The sequence below is a fragment of the Aeromonas sp. 600886 genome (assembly GCF_049174935.1).
Lineage (GTDB): Bacteria > Pseudomonadota > Gammaproteobacteria > Enterobacterales > Aeromonadaceae > Aeromonas > Aeromonas veronii_A.
Genome location: NZ_JAAKUB010000001.1, coordinates 320,693 through 337,912, shown reverse-complemented (window position 1 = coordinate 337,912; position 17,220 = coordinate 320,693). Strand labels below are relative to the sequence as shown.

16 protein-coding genes and 1 other annotated feature are annotated in these 17,220 nt (G+C 58.0%); of the genes, 9 read left to right on the top strand and 7 right to left on the bottom strand.

The window, feature by feature from the left end; translation table 11 throughout:
* Positions 1 to 20: 20 nt before the first annotated feature.
* From fadD to G5179_RS01515, 6 genes are all read right to left on the bottom strand, one after another.
* Positions 21 to 1,697 (bottom strand): long-chain-fatty-acid--CoA ligase FadD, encoded by a 1,677-nt coding sequence (fadD, locus tag G5179_RS01540; protein WP_100647250.1) that lies wholly within the window; start codon positions 1,695 to 1,697, stop codon positions 21 to 23.
* A gap of 198 nt (positions 1,698 to 1,895) precedes the next feature.
* Positions 1,896 to 2,762, bottom strand: a complete 867-nt coding sequence (locus G5179_RS01535; RefSeq protein ID WP_421257729.1) for an alpha/beta fold hydrolase — start codon at positions 2,760 to 2,762, stop codon at positions 1,896 to 1,898.
* Positions 2,763 to 2,782: 20 nt separating this feature from the next.
* Positions 2,783 to 3,298, bottom strand: a complete 516-nt coding sequence (locus G5179_RS01530) for a Slp family lipoprotein (RefSeq protein WP_019446435.1) — start codon at positions 3,296 to 3,298, stop codon at positions 2,783 to 2,785.
* Positions 3,299 to 3,417: 119 nt separating this feature from the next.
* Positions 3,418 to 4,119 (bottom strand): tRNA (adenosine(37)-N6)-threonylcarbamoyltransferase complex dimerization subunit type 1 TsaB, encoded by a 702-nt coding sequence (gene tsaB / locus G5179_RS01525; RefSeq protein WP_219594273.1) that lies wholly within the window; start codon positions 4,117 to 4,119, stop codon positions 3,418 to 3,420.
* A gap of 90 nt (positions 4,120 to 4,209) precedes the next feature.
* Positions 4,210 to 6,129, bottom strand: coding sequence for an ATP-dependent DNA helicase (locus G5179_RS01520; protein ID WP_421257728.1), 1,920 nt, complete (start codon positions 6,127 to 6,129; stop codon positions 4,210 to 4,212).
* Between the two features lie 67 nt (positions 6,130 to 6,196).
* Positions 6,197 to 6,439 (bottom strand): hypothetical protein, encoded by a 243-nt coding sequence (locus G5179_RS01515; protein ID WP_201908189.1) that lies wholly within the window; start codon positions 6,437 to 6,439, stop codon positions 6,197 to 6,199.
* 187 nt (positions 6,440 to 6,626) lie between these two features.
* Positions 6,627 to 6,751, top strand: a sequence feature (His leader region).
* 28 nt (positions 6,752 to 6,779) lie between these two features.
* Between G5179_RS01515 and hisG the strand changes: the two genes are divergently transcribed.
* From hisG to hisIE, 8 genes are read left to right on the top strand one after another with little or no spacing between them, the layout of a single operon-like run.
* Entirely contained in the window at positions 6,780 to 7,676 is an 897-nt protein-coding gene (hisG, locus tag G5179_RS01510; protein ID WP_201915314.1) for an ATP phosphoribosyltransferase, read from the top strand.
* A 12-nt stretch (positions 7,677 to 7,688) separates the two neighbouring features.
* Positions 7,689 to 9,014: a histidinol dehydrogenase gene (gene hisD, locus G5179_RS01505; RefSeq protein ID WP_421257727.1), complete on the top strand. Its 1,326-nt coding sequence runs from the start codon at positions 7,689 to 7,691 to the stop codon at positions 9,012 to 9,014.
* Entirely contained in the window at positions 9,011 to 10,081 is a 1,071-nt protein-coding gene (gene hisC / locus G5179_RS01500; protein ID WP_368171640.1) for a histidinol-phosphate transaminase, read from the top strand. Before hisD ends, hisC begins: the two co-directional genes overlap by 4 nt.
* A gap of 15 nt (positions 10,082 to 10,096) precedes the next feature.
* Positions 10,097 to 11,221 carry a bifunctional histidinol-phosphatase/imidazoleglycerol-phosphate dehydratase HisB gene (hisB, locus tag G5179_RS01495; protein WP_421257726.1) on the top strand — a complete coding sequence of 375 codons (1,125 nt, stop codon included), beginning with the start codon at positions 10,097 to 10,099 and terminating at the stop codon, positions 11,219 to 11,221.
* The gene (gene hisH / locus G5179_RS01490; RefSeq protein ID WP_368171642.1) at positions 11,221 to 11,850 is read left to right on the top strand and encodes an imidazole glycerol phosphate synthase subunit HisH; all 630 of its coding nucleotides are present in this window, start codon (positions 11,221 to 11,223) and stop codon (positions 11,848 to 11,850) included. The genes hisB and hisH overlap by 1 nt, the downstream gene beginning before the upstream one ends.
* Positions 11,851 to 12,612 (top strand): 1-(5-phosphoribosyl)-5-[(5-phosphoribosylamino)methylideneamino]imidazole-4-carboxamide isomerase, encoded by a 762-nt coding sequence (gene hisA, locus G5179_RS01485; RefSeq protein WP_058056833.1) that lies wholly within the window; start codon positions 11,851 to 11,853, stop codon positions 12,610 to 12,612.
* Entirely contained in the window at positions 12,612 to 13,385 is a 774-nt protein-coding gene (gene hisF / locus G5179_RS01480) for an imidazole glycerol phosphate synthase subunit HisF (protein WP_019446757.1), read from the top strand. Before hisA ends, hisF begins: the two co-directional genes overlap by 1 nt.
* Complete coding sequence (gene hisIE, locus G5179_RS01475) at positions 13,378 to 14,028, top strand: bifunctional phosphoribosyl-AMP cyclohydrolase/phosphoribosyl-ATP diphosphatase HisIE (protein ID WP_421212350.1); 651 nt, start codon at positions 13,378 to 13,380, stop codon at positions 14,026 to 14,028. The genes hisF and hisIE overlap by 8 nt, the downstream gene beginning before the upstream one ends.
* Positions 14,029 to 14,061: 33 nt before the next feature.
* Here hisIE and G5179_RS01470 read toward each other — a convergent pair whose 3' ends face one another.
* Complete coding sequence (locus tag G5179_RS01470) at positions 14,062 to 15,522, bottom strand: KAP family P-loop NTPase fold protein (RefSeq protein ID WP_421257725.1); 1,461 nt, start codon at positions 15,520 to 15,522, stop codon at positions 14,062 to 14,064.
* A 359-nt stretch (positions 15,523 to 15,881) separates the two neighbouring features.
* Here G5179_RS01470 and G5179_RS01465 point away from each other — a divergent pair, with 359 nt between their 5' ends.
* Positions 15,882 to 17,171: a GGDEF domain-containing protein gene (locus G5179_RS01465; protein ID WP_337072267.1), complete on the top strand. Its 1,290-nt coding sequence runs from the start codon at positions 15,882 to 15,884 to the stop codon at positions 17,169 to 17,171.
* The last annotated feature ends 49 nt before the right edge of the window (positions 17,172 to 17,220 follow it).

The window sequence follows — 17,220 nt, the reverse complement described above, 5'->3', positions numbered from 1 at the left end:
ATTCTGCAGCCGCAGTCCGGTTATTGCTTGGCAATCTCCTCGTCACGCAGTACGCGGCGCAGGATCTTGCCCACATTGGTCTTGGGAAGTTCGTCACGAAATTCTACCAGTTTCGGCACCTTATAGGCAGTCAGATGTTTGCGGCAGTGGGCAATAATCTCGTCCTCCTGCAATTTTGCATCTTTCTTGACCACAAAGATCTTCACCAGCTCGCCGGAGACCTTGTGTGGCACACCGACAGCGGCCACTTCCAGCACTTTCGGGTGCAGGGCAACGACATCTTCGATCTCGTTCGGATAGACGTTGAAACCGGAGACCAGGATCATGTCCTTCTTGCGATCGACGATCTTGAAGAAGCCCTGCTCGTCGCACACCGCGATATCACCGGTACAGAGCCAGCCATCCTGCATCACTTCGGCGGTCGCCTCGGGACGCTGCCAGTAGCCCACCATCACCTGCGGGCCGCGTACCTGCATCTCGCCCGGGGTGCCGAGGGCGTGGATCACCTGACCGTTGTCATCTACCAGACGGATCTCGGTAGAGCAGACCGGCAAACCGATGGAGCCGTTGTAATCGGTCAGATCGTAGGGACAGACGCTAACCAGTGGCGAACATTCGGTCAGGCCATAGCCTTCCAGCAGCGGAGTGTCGGTCAGTGTCTTCCACTTCTCCGCGACCGCGCGCTGCACCGCCATGCCGCCACCGATGGTCAGCTTGAGCTTGTCAAAGGAGATCCCCTGAAACTCTTCGTTGTTGACCAGCGCATTGAACAGGGTGTTGACCCCGGTAATGCAGGTGAAGGGATACTTCTTGATCTCTTTGACAAACCCAGGGATGTCGCGCGGGTTGCTGATCAGCAGGTTGTAACCGCCGATACGCATAAAGAGCAGGCAGTTCACGGTCAGGGCGAAGACGTGATAGAGGGGCAATGCGGTGACCACGAACTCCTTGCCACGCTCCAGCATGGGGCCGTAGACGCCGAGGCACTGCTCGACGTTGGCAATCATGTTGCGATGAGTCAGCATGGCACCTTTGGAGAGGCCGGTGGTGCCACCGGTGTACTGCAGGAAGGCGAGATCGTCGTTGGTGATCTCCGGCTTGATGTACTGCAGGAAACGCCCCTTGGAGAGTGCCTGACGCATGGTAGTGGCGTGGGGCAGATTGTATTTCGGCACCAGCTTCTTGACGTACTTGACCACGAAGTTGACCAGGGTGCCCTTGGCCAGCCCCAGGTTATCCCCCATCCGGGTCAGGATAACGTGCTTGATCGGGGTGTCGTAGACCACCTTTTCCAGGGTATGGGCGAAGTTGGAGACGATGACGATGGCCTTGGCACCGGAATCTTTGAGCTGATGCTCCAGCTCGCGCGGGGTATAGAGCGGGTTGACGTTGACCACGATCATGCCGGCGCGCAGGATGCCGAACACGGCGATGGGGTATTGCAGCAGGTTAGGCATCATCACCGCAACCCGATCCCCTTTCTCCAGCTTCAGCTCGTTTTGCAAGTAGGCAGCAAAGGCGCGGGACTGCTCTTCCAGCCGGCGGTAGGTGATGGTTTGGCCCATGTTGACGAAGGCGGGCTGATCGGCAAACTGGGTCACCGAGGATTCGAACATCTCGACCAGGGAGCTGTATTGGTCTGGATTGATCTCGGCGGGGACCCCTTCCGGATAACGTTTCAGCCAGACTTTTTCCACAAACTTCTCCTGCATAACTAGCACCTGTGCGCTCACTGTGTTGCCTCCGTCCCGGTTCACATCCATTTTAATCGGTTGTTTTAAGCTGATGCTCTAATGCCGCACATATTTACACAGCGCAACATCAATTAACAGCAAATTAACAACAGAAAAATGTGAGGGAGAAAACAAACCTGGAATTATTGAAAGCTGGCGATTCTACCGAACTTGACAAAACTTTACGATACAAACGGCCGTATCAACCGAATTTTCCATATGAAAATGGTGGTTTCCACCCAATATGACCCGCTCGATCTGCTGGAAGGCATCCTGACGGGCCTGCCATTGGGCTTCAAGTGCAGCAAAGCCCTGCTCCCCCTGAATCAACAGCACAGGACAACGGATAGCCGCCATCAGTGCCCGAGCCTGTCCTTCGCTCATTCTCAGGGGCGACAGATCCCGCAAACGGGGATCGCTGCGCCAGTGCCAGCGCCCTGCCCGCTCTTCAAGCTGCCGCTCACAGATAAGACGCGCCGCCTGCGGCGTGATATCCGCCACTTTGCAACGGGCGGCGACAGCCTCATCGATGGAGGCAAAGCCGTTGGCACTGCGCTCCCGGGTGCGGCTGCGGTTTAAAATTGCACGTCGCAGCTGGGCAGGTACCTCCTCATCGGGCTGGCTCAGCGGCCCCAGCCCCTCCAGCATGACCAACCGCTCCACCTGTTCGGGGAACACCCCGGCATAGGCGGAGGCGATCAGCGCCCCGAGGGAGTGACCGAGCAGAGTGAAGCGCGACCAGCCTGCCGCCTGCACGATCTGGTAGAGATCGTCCAGCCAGTCAACAAAGACATAAGGGGTGGTTTTGTGATCGGAGTGACCATGTCCCGGCAGATCGACACAGATGAGGTGAAAATCCCCCAGATGGGGCGCCAGCGGCAAGAAGCTGGCACTGTTGTCGAGCCAGCCATGCAAGGCGATCAACAGGGGTTTGCCCTGCTGATCATGCTCAGCGGATTGATTCTCCAGCAAGGCCACCTGCCGACCATCCGCCAGCGTAAGCAGCCGCTCGTGCATGGTGCTCATCATAGCGTTAATCATGGCAAGCCTTAGCGACGCAGCGGCCGTCTCGGCCAGAAGGGATCATAGAAGGGGTCATAGAAGTAGGGGTCCATATAGCGCACCTCCACCTCCTTGACTGGCGGCCACAGCTTGCTGCCCGTCACATTGAGCACCGAGAAGCGGTACTTGTGCTCGCCAATCTGGCTATCAACCGGTTGGCCTATGGTGCCAAGCACCGTCAGGCTGCGCCCCTTGGCGTAGAGGGTCGGATCGACAAAACCCTTCATGATGGCCAGAAAACGCCCCGGGCTCTGCTCGGTCTGCTCCGGCACACCGTTGGATTTAAGCGGCAGATAGACCACTTCAATAACGCTCTGATCCGCCTTGTTGTGCACCGCCGAGATAACGCCGCTCCAGCGGGCCGGTTTGCCCTCCATTCCGCCAAGGGCGGGCTGATAGGCCACCAGCTGGTTTTCTGGTTCATAGGCCAGCTCCTTGGGAACCGAGCTACAGGCCCCGAGCAGCAGAGCCAGCGCCCCGACCACCATAGTGCGTTTCATCATATCGCTTCTGGTATTACGCATCATGTCACTCTCCTGTTGCCAGCGTGGCCTGTCGGGGCCATCCGCTTTTGTTGCAGCTGATGAGCGGCAAGAGCGACATGCTATCAGTGCTCCTGCCCTTATTCGCGACCCGGCAGTTTTTTCCAGGTCACCTTGTCACGCAAATAAACCGGCGTCGCCTGCTCCACAGGCACCGCCTCCCCCGCCAGCCAGGCGGCGCGGGCCAGCGGCAGCATGTCCTCTGCCGCCGGGAAGCGCACCTGACTCTCCGCCAGCTCATCGGCCAGACCACTCAGGGTCTCGCCATAGGTTTCAAAACCGGTGCCGACGCAGGTCACAGGGCCCGCCAGCTTGCCACCGGCGTCAACCAACGCCACGGGATCGCTCACCACCTCGTCACCCACCAGCTGCATGCGGCCATCAATCAGCTCATAGCGGCCGAAATAGACCTCGTTCATCCGCGCATCGATGGCGGTCAGCACCTGCTGGGCGCCATCCAGTCGATAGGCTCCTTGCGCCATGGCAGCCAGGGTCGAGATGCCAATCAGAGGCACACCCGCACCAAACGCCAGACCTTGCGCCACACTGATGCCGATCCGCACGCCGGTAAAGGAGCCCGGGCCGCGACCAAACGCGATGGCATCAAGGTCACTCAAACTTATCCCGGCATCCTCTAACACAGCCTGAACCATGGGCAGGATTTTTCGGGTGTGATCCCGTGGCGCCTCCTCCCAGCGGGAGAACAGCTTGTCACCCACCAGCAAGGCGGCGGAGCAGGCTTCGGTGGCGGTATCAACGGCCAGGATCTTCAACTCGTTCATGCTTTCCAATCTCTATAAAATCAGTCAATTACATAACAGGCAAGCGAGATATGCTCACCCGTTGTTCAAATCTGTTAGCTGGCGGCACACTTATTCACCGCGTTCAGTGCGATCGAAAAAACTCCCCAACGTTCCCAACTCCCGGGTACGGGGGATGGCGGGCAGACTCTTGATAAAGGTGGCGCCATAAGGCTTGTTGACCATGCGTGGATCACAGATCACCAGTACCCCGTGATCACTGCGATCACGAATAAGCCGCCCCACCCCCTGCTTGAGGGCAATCACCGCCTTGGGCAACTGCAGCTCGGCGAAGGGATCACCCCCCTTGAGCTTGCAATCATCCACCCGCGCCTTGAGCAGCGGATCATCGGGGCTGGCAAACGGCAGCTTGTCGATGATAACACACGACAACGCCGCCCCTCGCACGTCGATCCCCTCCCAGAAACTGCTGGTCGCCACCAGCACGGCACGGCCATTCTCGACAAACTCCTTGAGCAGCCGCTGCTTGTTGTCCTCCCCCTGCAACAAGACGGTGCGGCCAATCTCCCGGCGCAGCACCTCGGCTACCTGACGCATCACCTGATGGCTGGTGCAGAGGAAGAAACAGCCCCCTGGCGTCTTGTTGATGAGGGGGATCATCAGATTGGCCAGCTGCTCTCCACGGCCAAAGGCGTTGGGCTCCGGTAGATAACGGGGCACACAGAGACGCGCCTGCTCGCCATAGTCGAACGGGCTGTCGAGAATAAGCTCGGCGCTATCCGCCAGCCCCAGCTCGGCCTTGAAGTGATCAAAACGCATATCCACCGTCAGGGTGGCGGAGGTGAAGACCCAGGCTACTTCCGGTCTTTGCACCTCGGCACTGAATCGCTCGGCCACCGACAGCGGCGTCAGATTGAGGGTGAAATGAAGCCGTGAGCAATCGTACCAGTAGGAGAAACCGGTCTGGTTAACCGCCAGCACCTCGCCAAGACGGGTGCGCAGTTCACTGATGCGCTCGAAGGCGTGATCCAGCTGCTCACCCCGGCCGAGAGCCAGTTTGAGCACTTCGTAGCAAAGCCCGATGGCGTCGTTGAGACGAGCCAAAGCCTGCCCCCAAAGCGGCTGGCGCAGCATGTCGCGGGTATTGCCGCGACCGCCATCCACTCCGAAGGCAAGACGCAAATCCTGACTGGCGATAGCGAGCCGGTCCGCCGCCTTGCCGAGCTGGGCCATGTCGTGCGCCTCTGCCCGATAGGCCAGCTGGATATCCTGCGCCAGATCCTGAATTGTTCGGCTGCCTACCGACTTGCCGAAGTAGTTGGTAGCGATCTCCGGCAACTGATGGGCTTCATCAAACACATAGACTTGCGCCTCCGGCACCAACTCACCAAATCCCGTGTCTTTCACCGCCATATCGGCGAAGAAGAGGTGATGGTTGATCACCACCACCTGGGCATCCATGGCGCGGCGTCGAGCCACCACCAGATGGCAGTCGTCGTAATAGGGGCAGTCGCGACCGAGACAATTGTCGTTGGTGCTGGTGACGTGGGCGAGGATCTCGGCGTTCTCCTGCAATCCCGGAATATCTCCCACATCGCCGTTATCGGTAGCAATGGACCAGGATTTGACCTTCACCAGATCGTTCAGGATTTCAGGCTTTTGCAGATGGGATTCGCTCAAGAGCCGGTTCATCCGCTCGATGCACAAATAGTTACTGCGCCCCTTGAGCAGGGCCACCGGCGGGGTGTAGGAGAGTGCGCCTGTGATGGTCGGGAGATCCCGATAGAAGAGCTGCTCCTGCAGGTTTTTGGAGCCGGTGCTGATCACGATCCGTTTGCCGGACTCCAGCGCCGGCACCAGATAGGCGTAAGTCTTGCCGGTACCTGTCCCCGCCTCCACCAGCAAGCGACCATGACTCTTGATAGCGCGGGCGACCGCCTCGGCCATCTCCAGCTGGGGAGCGCGAGCTTTGAAACCGTCGATATGGCTGGCCAGAGGGCCATCTGGCTTGAACAGGGTCTGGATGGTCAAAGGGGCGTCCCGCGGTCAAAGCGGCCATTATGCCAAAAGTGCGGCAAAAGCGGGACAGATAATCTGCTCAGACGAAGAGATCGATCTGGTGGTCGGGATCCGGCTTGTGATCACTCTCTTCCACCGTCTGCTGATCGTGCTTTTTCTGGCTATAAGCCTGCTCGCGCTGCTGGGAGTCACTGTTGTCAGTGCTGGTCTTGCGCAGCTGATGCTTCTTGCTGATCTGGTTCACTTCCCGCTTGATCTCTTCGCTGCCGGGGGTGGCGGGGGCCCGGGGCAAAATGGGGAACAACAAGTCCTGGCTGGGCATGATACGAACTCCTGCAAGGGGTTATTGTCTAGTTATCGACCAGAAAACCGTTTTCTCAACTTTAATCGACCAAATCACATTTTCAGGTTGCTTTTTCCGTCAAGGCAGGTAGTTTAAATCGGGCGTCAATTACGACATCTTATTTGTAAAGGATTGATTACATGCAGTTCACCAGCCTGAAGACTCATCACCACCATCATCATCCCGACTAGTCTTTCAGGAGGTTGACTGCTGGAAGACACTTAACTGGTGACTTCCAAAAGGACCGCAAGATTCATAAACCCTCGGAAGCACCCACTTCCGAGGGTTTTTTCGTTTTTGACTAGAAGGAAATCGAACAATGGAAACACAACGTCTGCGTATCGCCATGCAAAAGTCCGGTCGTCTGAGCCAGGACTCCCAGGCCCTGTTCAAGAGCTGCGGCCTCAAGATCAACCTGCGCGAGCAGCGCCTTATCGCCCATGTCGAGAACATGCCCATCGATATCCTGCGGGTGCGTGATGACGACATCCCGGGGCTGGTAATGGAAGGGGTGGTCGACCTTGGTATCATCGGCGAGAACGTGCTGGAAGAGGTGCAGCTGATCCGCGCTTCTCAGGGTCAGCCCTTTGCGGTCAAGACCCTCAAGCAGCTCGATTTTGGCGGCTGCCGCCTCTCGCTGGCGGTGCCGGAAGATGTGGCCTACACAGGGCCAGAGAGCTTGGCCGGCAAACGCATCGCCACCTCCTATCCCGGGCTGCTCAAGCGCTTCTTTGACGAAAAGGGTCTCGGCTTCAAGAGCGTGATGCTGGGCGGTTCGGTGGAAGTGGCGCCCCGCGCGGGTCTCGCCGATGCCATCTGCGATCTGGTCTCCACCGGAGCGACCCTGGAAGCCAATGGTCTGAAAGAAGTAGAGGTGATCTACCGCTCCAAGGCGGTGCTGGTACAGGCACCCAACCCCTTGTCCGATGCCAAGCAGAAGATCATCGACACCCTGCTGCCCCGCATTCAGGGGATGCAGCAGGCGCGCGAGAGCAAGTACATCATGCTGCACGCCCCCAAAGACAAGCTCGACGCCATCACCGATCTGCTGCCGGGTGCCGAGCGCCCCACCATCATGCAACTGGCCGGTGACACCAATCAGGTTGCCTTGCACGTCGTCTCCAGCGAGACCCTGTTCTGGGAGACCATGGAGCAGCTCAAGGCCCTCGGTGCCAGCTCCATTCTGGTGCTGCCCATCGAAAAGATGATGGAATAAGGAAGGGATATCATGCAGACCCTGATCTGGAAGACCCTCTCCTCCACCCAGCAGGCCGACGTGCTGACCCGGCCCGCCCTCAATGACGAGGCCGATATCGGCGTCGTGGTGCGGGATATCATCGCTGCGGTACGCAGCCGGGGCGACGAGGCCCTGCGCGAGCTGAGCCTGCGCTTCGAGCGCGCCCCCCGTGAACAGCTGCGTGTCAGCGAAGCCGAAATTGAAGCTGCTTGCGAACGGCTGGATGGCGACATCAAAAGTGCCATCGAAGCGGCGATTGCCAATATTCGCACCTTCCACGCCGCGCAACTGCAGCAGGTAGTGCGGGTGGAAACCCAGCCCGGGGTGGTGTGCGAGCTGCGCACCCAGCCCATCAGCCGGGTCGGTCTCTATGTGCCGGGCGGCAGCGCACCGCTCCCTTCCACCGTGATGATGCTGGCCATTCCGGCGGCTATCGCCGGTTGCCGGGAAGTGGTGCTCTGCACCCCGTCCCCCGCCAGCGACGAGATCCTGTTTGCCGCCCGCGCCTGCGGGGTCGAGAAGGTGTTCGCCATTGGCGGCGCCCAAGCCATCGCCGCCATGGCTTACGGCACCGAGAGCATTCCCAAGGTGGACAAGATCTTCGGCCCGGGCAACGCCTATGTGACCGAAGCCAAGGGCCAGGTGTCGCGCGACTGGCGCGGCGCCGCCATCGACATGCCCGCCGGCCCCTCCGAGGTGCTAGTGATTGCCGACGAGAGCGCCAACCCGGCCTTCGTGGCGGCGGATCTGCTCTCCCAGGCCGAGCATGGCCCCGACAGCCAGGTGGTGCTGGTGACCACCTCGCCCCTGCTGGCCGATGCCATCGCAGGGGAAATCAAGAGCCAACTGGCCAAGCTGAGCCGCCGCGATATCGCCGCCCAGGCGCTCGGCAGCAGTCTGGTGATCCTCTGTGACGATCTGGCCGAGGCATGTGCCATCTCCAACGCCTACGCGCCGGAGCACCTGATCGTGCAGACCCGAGCCCCGCGCGATCTGCTGGACCTGCTTGAAAATGCCGGTTCCATCTTTCTGGGAGCATGGACACCGGAATCGGTCGGCGATTACGCCAGCGGCACCAATCACACCCTGCCAACTTATGGCTATGCCCGCACCTGTTCCAGCCTTGGCCTCGCCGATTATCAGCGCCGCTACACGGTGCAGGAGCTGAGCGCCGAAGGCATTCGCGGCCTTGGCCCTATCGTCGAGCGTATCGCCCAGGCCGAAGGGCTCGATGGCCACAAAAATGCCGTCACCCTCAGGTTGAATGCCCTGGCCGCCGCGCCCCAACCAACAGCACAGCAAAAGGATTTGTCATGAGCATTGCCAATCTGGCGCGCCGCGTGGTGCGGGCCCTCACCCCTTATCAATCTGCCCGCCGCATCGGCGGCAAGGGCCACGTCTGGCTCAACGCCAACGAGGCGCCGCAGGCCTATCCCTTTACCATCGAGGGAAGCCGCCTCAACCGCTACCCCGAGTGCCAACCGGCCGAGGTGGTGAACGGCTATGCCGCCTATGCCGGGGTTAATCCCGATCAGGTGCTGGTGAGCCGCGGCGCCGACGAGGCCATCGAGCTCTTGATCCGCACCTTCTGCGAAGCGGGTGAGGATCAGATCCTCATCTGTCCGCCCACCTACGGCATGTACGCCATCAGCGCCGAGACCTGCGGCGTCGGTATCGTCGAGCAGCCGCTCACCGCCAGCCGCCAGCCCGACTGGTCCGCCATCGCGGACCGTCTGTCTGATGTGAAACTGGTGTTTCTCTGCTCTCCCAACAACCCCACCGGGGATCTGGTGGGTCGCGATGGCCTTATCGCCCTGCTGGAAAAAGCCCGGGATCGCGCCATCGTGGTGGTGGACGAGGCCTATATCGAGTTCTGCCCGGAAGCATCCGTGGTAGACCTGCTGGCCCGCTTCCCCAATCTGGTGGTGACCCGCACCCTCTCCAAGGCTTTTGCCCTGGCGGGGATCCGCTGCGGCTTTACGCTGGCAAGCCCCGAGGTGATCGCCATGCTGGCCAAGGTGATCGCCCCCTATCCCATCCCCGAGCCCATCGCCCAAATCGCGGCGCAGGCACTCTCCCCCATGGGACTGGAGCTGATGCGCGAGCGAGTGGTAGAGCTCAACAAGCAAAAAGCCGCTTTCAAGGCAGAGCTGGCAAAGCTTGCCTGCGTAAGGGAAGTGTTCGAAGACAAGGGCAACTTCGTGCTGGTGCGCTTTGTGGATGGCGCCGCCGTCTTTGCCGCCATGAAGGCCGCCGGCATCATACTGCGGGATTTCTCGACCAAACCCGGCCTTGATAACAGCATTCGCGTCACCATCGGCTATCAGGGCGAGATGGATGCTGTGCTGGCCGTATTGCGTGATCTGCCCTCTCCCTCTCTTTAAAACAAGGATGTAGCGATGAAGACCCCGTTTTTGTTTATCGACCGCGACGGCACCCTGATTGAAGAGCCAGTGACCGACAAGCAGGTGGATAGCCTCGCCAAGCTGCGCTTCGAGCCCATGGTCATTCCGGTGCTGCGCGAGTTGCAGGCCGCCGGCTACGTGCTGGTGATGGTGACCAATCAGGATGGACTGGGCACCGCCAGCCTGCCGCTGGAGAACTTCCAGCCCCCCCACGACCTGATGATGCACCTGTTTGAATCGCAAGGGGTGAAGTGGGAACAGGTGCTGATCTGCCCCCACTTCCCCACCGACGGCTGCAGCTGCCGCAAGCCCCACCTCGGGCTGGTGAAGGAATATCTCGCCTCCGGTCGCATCGACTTTGCCAACTCCTTCGTGATTGGCGATCGCCAGACCGATTTGCAGCTGGCCGAGAACATGGGCATTGGCGGTATTCGCTACCACCCGCAGGATCACAACTGGCTCGCCATCCGTGATCAGCTGTTGTCCAAGGGCCGCACTGCCTCGGTGGAGCGCAACACCAAGGAGACCCGCATTCAGGTGGCGGTGGATTTGGACCCTTCTGCCACAAACAAGAGCGGCGGCAACCAGATCGCCACCGGCATCGGCTTCTTTGATCACATGCTGGATCAGATTGCGACTCACGCCGGTTTCCAGCTCAAGCTGAACGTCAGCGGCGATCTGCATATCGACGATCACCACACGGTAGAAGACGTCGGACTGGCGCTGGGTCAGGCGCTGCGTCAGGCCCTTGGCAACAAGCGCGGCATCGGCCGTTTCGGCTTCGTGCTGGCGATGGACGAGGTACAGGCGGTGATCGATGCGCGCCCGCTGACCGAGCAGGAGGTGAGCACAGCGCTGGATCTCAGCGGTCGCCCCTACTTCGTATTTGACTGCCCGAGCGGCTTTGGTCGCGACAACGTGGGCGAGATGGCCACCGAGATGGTGCCCCACTTCTTCCGCTCGCTGTCGGATGCCATGGCCATCACATTGCAGATGAAGGTGGGCAGCGGCAACACCCACCATCAAGTGGAGGCGCTGTTCAAAGGCTTTGGCCGCGCCCTGCGTCAGGCCATTCGGGTGGAAGGGAGCGAGCTTCCCTCCAGCAAGGGAGTGCTGTGATGGATGTGAGCAAGCAGAAGCTGGTCATTATCGATACCGGCTGCGCTAACCTGGCCTCGGTCAGGATGGCGTTCGAGCGCCTCGGCGTGCAGCCGCTGGTCTCAAGCCAGGCCGCCGATATCGAGCAGGCGGACAAGCTGATCCTGCCCGGCGTCGGCACCGCGGTAGCCGCCATGAAAAACCTCAACGAGCGCGGGCTGGTGCCCCTTATTCGCGCCGCCAAGCAGCCGCTGCTGGGCTTTTGCCTTGGCATGCAGATGCTGGCGGAGGCCTCCGAAGAGAGCATGAGTGCCGATGGCAGTAAAGGCGATCTCATCGACTGCCTTGGCATAGTGCCGGGCAAGATCCGGCTGATGGAAGTGGGCAATCTGCGCCTGCCCCACATGGGCTGGAACCAGATTGAGCATGACGAAACCCATCCTCTGCTCAAGGGGATCCCGAGCGGCAGCTACTTCTACTTCGTCCACTCCTATGCGCTGGAGGTGACAGAAGCGACGCTGGCGACCTGCGACTACGGCAACCCTTTTACCGCGATTGTGGCCCGTGACAACTTCTTTGGCGCCCAATTTCACCCGGAGCGCTCAGGCGCAGCCGGTGCCCGTTTGCTGCAAAACTTTCTGGAGCTATGAATGATCATTCCCGCAATTGACCTTATCAACGGTCAGGTGGTTCGCCTCTATCAGGGGGACTACGACCAGAAGACCGAATACAGCAGCAGCCCGCAGGCCCGCTTTGATGAATATGTCTCCCAGGGAGCGGTGCAGCTACATCTGGTGGATCTGGACGGTGCCAAGGATGCCAAGGCGCGCCAGTTGCCCCTGCTGACCCAACTGCTGTCAGCCACCGAAGCACCGGTGCAGGTCGGCGGCGGCGTGCGTACCGAGCAGGATGTGGCAGATCTGCTGGCCGCCGGTGCCAGCCGGGTGGTGATTGGCTCCACCGCCGTCAAATCCCCGGATCTGGTGGCGAGCTGGATGGAGAAATATGGCCCCGAGCAGATCGTGCTGGCGCTGGACGTCAATATCGATGAGCAGGGCAATCGCCATATTGCGGTGGCAGGCTGGCAGGAGAACAGCGGCGTGACCATCGAAGCACTGATCGAGCGCTTCCTCCCCGCCGGGCTCAAGCATGTGCTCTGCACCGACATCAGTCGTGACGGCACCCTGGCTGGCACCAATGTCGAGCTCTATCGAGATCTCTGCGCCCGCTACCCGAGCGTCGCCTTTCAGGCCTCCGGCGGCATTGGCGGCATCGCGGATATCGAGGCGCTCAAGGGCTCCGGCGTCAAGGGGATCATCCTTGGCCGTGCCCTGCTGGAGGGCAAATTCTCGGTAGGTGACGCCATCGCCTGCTGGCAAGCACCCGCTGCCGATACCACAGGAGGTAACTGATGCTGGCAAGACGCATTATCCCCTGCCTCGACGTGAAAGATGGCGTGGTGGTCAAAGGGGTGCAATTTCGCAACCACGAGGTGATGGGCGGCATTGTCGAGCTGGCGCGCCGCTACGCCGAAGAGGGCGCTGACGAGCTGGTGTTCTACGATATCACCGCCTCCAGCGATGCCCGGGTGGTAGACAAGAGCTGGGTGAGCCGGGTGGCGGAGGTGATCGATATCCCCTTCTGCGTCGCCGGTGGCATCAAGAGCGTCGAAGACGCCCGCCAGATCCTCGAATTTGGTGCCGACAAGGTCTCCATCAACTCTCCGGCGCTGGCCGATCCGACCCTTATCAGCCGACTGGCCGAGCGCTTTGGCGTGCAGTGCGTGGTGGTGGGCATTGACTCCTACTTCGACGCCGAAACGGGTCACTATCAGGTCAAACAGTTTACCGGTGACGAGAGCCGCACCCGCACCACCGCCTGGCACACTCTCGATTGGGTACAGGAGGTACAAAAGCGCGGCGCGGGCGAAATCGTGCTGAACGTGATGAATCAGGACGGCATGCGCCAGGGTTATGATCTGGACCAGCTCAAGCTGGTTCGCAGCGTCTGCAAGGTACCGCTGATCGCCTCCGGCGGCGCCGGGGCCATGGCGCACTTTCGCGATGCCTTTACCCTCGCCGATGTGGACGGGGCGCTGGCCGCCTCTGTGTTCCACAAGGGCCTTATCCCCATTCCCGAATTGAAACGCTGGCTGAAAACCGAAGGAGTCGCCATCCGTGAATAACTTCTCAGATAACACACAAACAACCGCCAGCGCGCGCCCCCTTGCCGAGCGGCTCGACTGGGAAAAATGCGATGGCATGATCCCCGCCATCGTCCAGCACGCCGCCAGCGGCGAGGTGCTGATGCAGGGCTTTATGACCCGCGAGGCGCTGGAAAAAACCCTGGCTACCTGCCAGGTCACCTTCTTTAGCCGCAGCAAACAGCGGCTCTGGACCAAGGGTGAAAGCTCGGGCAATGTGCTTAACCTTGTGGCCATCAGCACCGATTGCGATCAGGACTCCCTGCTGATTGCCGCCAACCCCGTCGGCCCCACCTGCCACAAAGGGACAACCTCCTGCTTCCATGGTCACCCGCTGCCGCCCCTCGGTTTTCTAGCAGAGCTGGAGCAGGTGCTGGCCGCCCGCAAAGGGGCTGATCCGGCCACCAGCTACACCGCCAGCCTCTATGGCAAAGGGACCAAGCGCATCGCCCAGAAAGTCGGTGAGGAAGGTGTTGAAGTGGCGCTGGCCGCCATGGCCAAGGATCGGGAGGAGCTCATTAACGAATCCGCCGATCTGCTCTACCACCTGACCGTGCTGTTGCAAAACGAAGGGTTGGGATTACAGGATGTGGTACAGCGGCTTTATAAGCGGCATAATAAATAAACTGATAATAAAGCCGGGTTATCCCGGCTTTACTCATTTAAGATAAAAAGAACGCTCAACTAAAATTCTATATATAGACATATCATCCTCTAATTCCGACAAGATCATTCTTACCCAATCATTTTCTTGAAAACCATATTCACCTTCCTCCGTCAAAATATCAACCATGATTTTCCTAATATCAATCCCCCCATGATTAATAGAGCGCATCCAATGATATGAATTAATCAAAAAGTGATCAACATAGATATATCTTTTATCTGTAGCCCCTTTAGAGATATAATCGGGCTCAACATCAACACACTCAGCGTCAGTTATTATATAAGTATGTAATTTGGTTCCATACATGTTGATCTTCAGTTTAAATTCATCAACATCAAGTCTGAAATTTACAACATCACTGTAAAAGTTAGTATCGACCTCATTCAAAGAGATCAAGAAAAGTAACAGCGGAAGATTTAACTCTCTTTCATCTGAATAACTTAATAAGACTATTTTTAATCTATCCAACACAAGAGTAGTCAATCTCAGGTTTAGCGAGAAATGCTCAAACATCATCGTAACGAAATCAGTTAGTGAAGCGTTTTTCTTAAAACATGGCCATATGCCATCCATATTAACACTGAGTAATACAAGTTCATTTTCTATAAAATTCTTCAATGAATCTGAGTTTAAAATGAACCTTCTATGAAAAAATCTACTTAGGTAATGTTGAGCGTTAAACCCTTCTCCATATATGGCTTTAACTGAATGCTGCAACTGCTCGGTATCTGTTGCCAGCACAAATACCACCCTGGGAATATCAAAAATATGCTTGATAGTCTCCAGCATTTCCACAGCATAGGAAGGACGACAACGATCAAGCTCATCTATCAAAATAAATGCGGGATAGTCCAGTTCTCCTTCACTTAAACCAACAGCACCTTCCACCCATTGCCGGATCTCTTGTTTAAGATACTGGATAGATTCATAACGCTCTTTCTGATTATTGCATAAGGCATCGACCAGCAGATTGGCATCATCCCCTTCCAGAGAAAAATCATCTTCTTCCAATCCAGCCTTCTTGATTGCCGCTTTCAATGCCAGTTTGCCGCCCACTTTAAATAATCCAAGCAGCCGCTGACGCATCCCTTCTGGAATCGGGTTTTCTTTTCCCGCAATCATTTTTAACTGGTCGATAATCGACGAAATAACCGTCAATAAAGGATCGTCGGAAAAGTCCTGCTGCCAGGCATCGATATAGACGGTGGGATAGTACGCTTTCAGCTCCATATACCAGCGCTTGATAAACCAGGTTTTACCCGCCCCCCATTCGGCATTGAGGTTAAGCACATAGTTGCGCTGTTTGCCTTCGGCAGCGAGGTAGTTGGTCAGAAACTCGGCATAGCGGGCACGTTCCAGCCGATCGGCACTCAAGATCTCTTCGCAACCCGCAATGGCCCCCGGCCCGTCCCACTGAACTGCGTCATTCCAATTAAACGGTGCCACTACCATCTCGTATCTCTCCATATTGCGTTGCTGGAGATGATATCAGGGACACCGAGGAAATAGTTTGACTAAAGACCTGTTCGTTACCCTTTTTGCCACTCGGGGAGGTTTATTTAGCTGTTGTTCAACTTCTCTGTCGAGAGCCGATGATACGGGGTCGATACATGGTGGCAAGCTATCTCAACAACCATGGACTCAACTGATTTCCTTTGATTTGCTAAGAGGTTACAACCATGTGACATAACGCAGAACCTGCGGAAATAAATGAGAAATATGCCGTGAAGAGTGCTTAATTTAAAGCAGTTGATGCACGTTGGCCTCGCGTTCAGCCAACCCATCACAGCGACCCAAGGATGGCCAACTTCATGAAGGATGAACCCTTCTCCACCCGATTGCAGCACGAGCTGGATCACCTCAGATCCATCTTTAACGAGATGGGGGCTTACCTCTTTACCAAGGATCTGGATGGCCGTTATATCTATGCCAATCAGGCTGTGCTGGATCTCTTTGGTTGTACCCTGGCCGAACTGCAAGGCAAGGATGATCGCGCCTTTTTTGACCTCGACTTCTCGGAAGATCTGAGACGAAATGATCGTCAGGTGCTGGAGCAGCAGGTCGCCATCGCCCGGGAGGAGATCAACTACCTCAAACCCACGGGAGAGAAACGGGTCTACTGGAGCGTGAAAAAGCCGATGTACGACCGGGATGGCACGCTGATCGGTCTGTGCGGCATCTCCACCGATATCACGGAACACAAGCTGATTGAGGCCCGTATGGCCGAGCAGCATCAGTTGCTGGAGATCATCCTGGCCAACGTGGATGCCCATATCTATATGAAGGACAGCCAGCACCGCTTTCTCTACGTCAATCAGAAGGTGTGTGCCCTGCTCGGTTTACCCGCCGAACAGATCATCAACCGCAGCGATAATGAGCTGTTCTCCCCACACGGAGCCAACCAGCTGTGGCAGCTGGACAACCGGGTGTTCGAAACGGGTGAGCTGCAAGCCGGTGAAGAGTCACTGACCGATACCGAAGGCAAGCAACATTACTACTGGTCTGTCAAAGTCCCCTTCAAGCTGGCTGATGGTACCCCCACCCTGATCGGTATCTCCTCCGATATCACCGAGCTGCACCAGCTCAAGGAACAACTGCAATATCAATCGGTTCGTGACAGCCTCTCCGGACTTTATAACCGCCGTTTCTTCTTCGAGGTGTGCGAAAAGAACCTGAGTATGAACATGCGCCACCAGCTCACCTCGGTGCTGATAGTGCTGGATGTGGATCAGTTCAAATGCATCAACGATCGCTACGGTCACCCGCTGGGCGATCAGGCGCTGATCCATCTGGGCAGGGTGATGCAATCGGTGCTGCGCAGCGAAGATGTGCTGGCCCGCATCGGCGGTGACGAGTTTGCCATCTTGCTGCCCAACACCACCCTCTCGGCCGCCGCATCACTGGCCGAACGGCTGCGCAAGCAGGTGATGCAAAGCCCGCTACCCCTTGCCGATGGGGATGAGCTGGTTATCACCATCAGCGCCGGGCTGGTGGAAAATAGCAAGGGGGAGCAGATGGAGAGCCTCTACGCGCGCGCCGATCAGATGCTCTATCAGGCCAAACAGAGCGGCCGCAACTGCGTCGCGTGCAAGGCACGATAGCTGGCTGGCCAGTCAGGCACTCCCACTTCCCTTGCTGCATTTATCCCGA

Coding starts and splice junctions, on each gene's coding strand:
- hisG (WP_201915314.1), top strand. CDS start 6,780: ATGGAAACACAACGTCTGCGTATCGCCATGCAAAAGTCCGGTCGTCTG.
- hisH (WP_368171642.1), top strand. CDS start 11,221: ATGGATGTGAGCAAGCAGAAGCTGGTCATTATCGATACCGGCTGCGCT.
- G5179_RS01465 (WP_337072267.1), top strand. CDS start 15,882: ATGAAGGATGAACCCTTCTCCACCCGATTGCAGCACGAGCTGGATCAC.
- hisC (WP_368171640.1), top strand. CDS start 9,011: ATGAGCATTGCCAATCTGGCGCGCCGCGTGGTGCGGGCCCTCACCCCT.
- tsaB (WP_219594273.1), bottom strand. CDS start 4,119: ATGAACGAGTTGAAGATCCTGGCCGTTGATACCGCCACCGAAGCCTGC.
- G5179_RS01535 (WP_421257729.1), bottom strand. CDS start 2,762: ATGATGAGCACCATGCACGAGCGGCTGCTTACGCTGGCGGATGGTCGG.
- G5179_RS01530 (WP_019446435.1), bottom strand. CDS start 3,298: ATGATGAAACGCACTATGGTGGTCGGGGCGCTGGCTCTGCTGCTCGGG.
- hisF (WP_019446757.1), top strand. CDS start 12,612: ATGCTGGCAAGACGCATTATCCCCTGCCTCGACGTGAAAGATGGCGTG.
- hisB (WP_421257726.1), top strand. CDS start 10,097: ATGAAGACCCCGTTTTTGTTTATCGACCGCGACGGCACCCTGATTGAA.
- hisD (WP_421257727.1), top strand. CDS start 7,689: ATGCAGACCCTGATCTGGAAGACCCTCTCCTCCACCCAGCAGGCCGAC.
- G5179_RS01515 (WP_201908189.1), bottom strand. CDS start 6,439: ATGCCCAGCCAGGACTTGTTGTTCCCCATTTTGCCCCGGGCCCCCGCC.
- G5179_RS01470 (WP_421257725.1), bottom strand. CDS start 15,522: ATGGTAGTGGCACCGTTTAATTGGAATGACGCAGTTCAGTGGGACGGG.
- hisA (WP_058056833.1), top strand. CDS start 11,851: ATGATCATTCCCGCAATTGACCTTATCAACGGTCAGGTGGTTCGCCTC.